This is a genomic window from Synechococcales cyanobacterium T60_A2020_003, from assembly GCA_015272205.1.
Taxonomy (GTDB): domain Bacteria; phylum Cyanobacteriota; class Cyanobacteriia; order RECH01; family RECH01; genus JACYMB01.
In genome coordinates this window covers 1-3,441 of record JACYMB010000210.1, presented here as the reverse complement: position 1 = coordinate 3,441, position 3,441 = coordinate 1, and the positions used below count along the sequence as shown (strand labels likewise).

Here is a 3,441-nt window from a genome sequence, read left to right as displayed (position 1 = left end):
GCGAAGCCGCCCCACCAAAATGTCCATGTCCTAAGCTAGCTGGCAACAGCTATAAGTTCTCAGTTTTGAGGTATAAATGCGTTCCCATATCAGGGATTTCAGCGTTTCATCTATGGCTAGACTTTTTGAAATTGGGATTACGGTGTGGTGCTGGAATTAGCTGAATCCGAAGGATACGATTCTAGGGGAACGGTTTCAAGGGTGATAGGTTGGAGTCGCTCTTGCCACTGTTGAATATACTGCTGGGCATCGGCGTAGGTGCCTGTGGACGCAGGAATTTGCTCTGCCGTGGCGATCGCCTGCCGTAGATCGGCAGTTGCTTGCTGTTGGGCGATCGCTAGAATGCCGCGACTCCAAAACTCAATCATGCGGCTGGCTTCGGCACGGGACGCGCTATTGGACGGCACCCGATCGGCAGTCTCAATCGCGGAGACTAACGCCCCTACCGTGTTGCTCACTGCAATGCGATAGGCGTCTTGCATATAGCGCTGCCCATCGATGTCGGCTTGCCAATCGGCAATATCGGCTTGGGCGTCGGCATAGAGGCTCCGTCCAGCCTGAATGCGGCTGGCAATAGCGATCGCCCCTGACAAATCACCCTGCTGGGCAAGCTGACGCGCCTGATCCAGAACGGGCTGGTCTTGAATGCGCTGAAGGCGATCGCGCCATTCCCCAATAAGCTGCTGTGCCTCGCCCGACAATGCCCGACCGGACTGAATGCGGCTGGCTTCATTGATGGCGGCCTGTAAGGAATTGACGTCCCCGGCCATCGCAATTTGGCGGGCCCGATCCAAATAGGGACGATCCTCAATGGTTTCGATCATCGCCGTCCAGTCTGCAATCAGATTTTGCGCCTCCTCCCACCGGGGATTCCCCGCCGGAACGCGCTGCGCCTCAGCGATCGCCGCTTGTAATCTACTAACACTCGACGGTTGGGCAATTTGCTTTGCATTACTAAGAAGCGACAGGTCTTGAATTTCAAGCTGCCACTGCCGGATCAAGCCTTGGGCTTTTTCGTACAGGGGGCGTCCCCGCCGCACCCGCTGAGCATAGAGGATCGCTTCTTCAAGCGCCGTTGCCGTTCCTCGCCATGCCTTGCTTCGAGCCTGGGCTAACACCAGAAAATCGTCCGACTCAGCCCCTAGGGAAATATTGCTGGGAATCTTGTTGAGAATGGCGATCGCCCCGTTGTAATCCTGGTTGTCGAGGGCTATTTCCGCCCGTTTCAACATTTCCCGCCCTAGCTCAATGATCAGGGTTTGGGCTTCGCCATAGACGTAGCTACCTCTCTTAACCTCCCGCGCCAACTGGATCGCCTTGAGAATATCCTCGATGCCCCCTCCTTGGAGATCACGGGCTTGGGCTAACTTGGCAGCGTCCCGGCGGGTAATCGTGATCAGATTATTGAGCTGGTTATATTTCTCCGTTTGCCAATAGGTATTCGGCATTTGGAGAAGCCGACTCGCCAGTGAGAAGGCTCCCCGAAAATCTTCTTTGCGGAGAGCGGTTTCTGATTCAGCATAAATTTGTTCGGCCTTAGACCAGATGTCCGTCCACTCCGCAATCTGATCCTCCACGTCGGCATGGGCGGAGGTATTAGGCGGAATTTCCTTAGCAGTGGCGATCGCCGTTTCCAGTTCGCCGTCATTGAACTGTTCATCCGCTAAGTTCAGAATATCAACCGCCCATGCCTCAATCAGCCGATTAATTTCCGGACGAAGGGGATGATCCTCCGGCAGACGATTTACCAGATCAATGGCTTCTAGCAAGTCATCCACCGTTTGTTTATTCGCCGCTAGCTCCGCACAATACATTCGCAGAGAAGCAGACGCCGTCGGCCAAAAAATCGCGGGACAGTTGGGTAAGGCGGGAAGTTTGAGAAGCACCGCCGCTGAGAATAGACCAATCCCAGTCGTAGTAAGAGCCGCAAACGTCCACCAAAATGCCCAACTTCTCGACCAGCCCAACCAGCGCGACTGGTAGATTGCACGGGCGCGATCGCCCATATTCGGAACACTATCTTTCTGAGGCTCTTGTTGACGCTGAACCGGAACTGGAGTCTGGGTTGCAGTTGAACACTGGGGTGTTGAGAAGACCGTAGTAGGGATGGATGTCGGCGCAGGGGGGCGTGGACGTGGAACAGGGCGTGAATTTGCCGATGGCGAAACCGTTGGCAGGGTTGGCTGCTGTGCCTCCGGTTGTTGAGCAGGGGTCTGTCGTTTCAGGGGTTGATTGGGGGTGGGTGAGAACTGAGGAATGGGCGCAGGACGCGATGGACGCCGTTCGGCGCGGCGAGATTGTTGGGAGAGAGGTTGTTGGCGATCGCGCGTCATACCGGATTGCTCACTAGCGATAAGTCCCGTTTGCTCATCCTGAAGCGTCAACGCTCTGGACAAGCAATATCAGAGTAGGCACTAGCCCTATTGGCCTTACCACCCTAACAATAGATGCCATCCTACTCCGCAGCTTTAAAAAAAGCTACTTTCTTTCAGGATATTAAAGAAATCAAGGACTATGTTAGCCATAGCATCCCCATCAAGGATACGCTGTATATAGCGTAGGTATCCAAAGCGAACGTGCAGACTGGGATCTCCCGATCGTCTAAAACCCATCCCAAGGGCTAACTTGCAGAATACCGTCGTCGGTCACCACAACCATAAACTCGCCTTGATCCCGCTCAGCCAGCGCTGGATCGGTGTTGATCAGGTCAGATAGTCCTAGATAGTCCACATAGCGTTCTGCCTCGGCATCAGACGGCTCAATAGCCACTACATCGCCATCGGGGGTGTAATGCACTTTATAGACCAAGTCCGTATCCCAGTCGTTCCCCAAGCCTGGCTCATCGGGTAAGACCCCTAAAATCTCGGCATACAGGTTGCCATTCAGTCGCTCTAATTCGTCCGGATCTTTGATTTCTGGGCCCACCTTGGGAGATTCGTCTGCGGATGGAGAGGCGATCGCCACCTCTGGATTCCACGGTTCCACATTCACCTCACCATCGGGATTAAACACCACCTCAAATTGCCCGATCGGTTCATCTGTGGGTATTTTGGAATCCACAGGAACGTAGAGTAAATCGAGGAGGGGCGTTTGCTTGAGGTAGGTCAACGCATCATCGTTCACGTTTTTAAAGCCCAGAATATCGCCATTCTCGGCAACCCCCACCCGATACACCAACGGTTCTGTGAAGGAATACTCTTGCCCCCAGGACTCGGTCAACGTGTCGTCCAAATTGGCCGCCAGCGTAGTTAGCACCGCTGGATCGCGGAGTTCTGGAGCCGTGTTCAGGAGAGCATCCACTTGCGCTTCATTGGGAATCGCTGAAGACTCGCTTGCACCAGTATCAGTAGCAGTAGGCGACGCTTCGGGGGGGGCAGATGCGTCTGGCGATGGCGTCGGACTAACCTCTGCCGCATTGGGCTGCTCGGCCTCTGGTTCGGG

At 54.7% G+C, this 3,441-nt stretch carries 2 protein-coding genes; both read right to left on the bottom strand.

Features of this window, described 5'->3' with window-relative positions; all coding sequences use genetic code 11:
- Positions 1–137: 137 nt before the first annotated feature.
- Complete coding sequence (locus tag IGR76_10605; protein ID MBF2078943.1) at positions 138–2,396, bottom strand: chromosome segregation ATPase; 2,259 nt, start codon at positions 2,394–2,396, stop codon at positions 138–140.
- Between the two features lie 205 nt (positions 2,397–2,601).
- On the bottom strand, positions 2,602–3,441 hold an 840-nt coding region (locus IGR76_10600), incomplete at its 5' end, for a hypothetical protein (GenBank protein ID MBF2078942.1).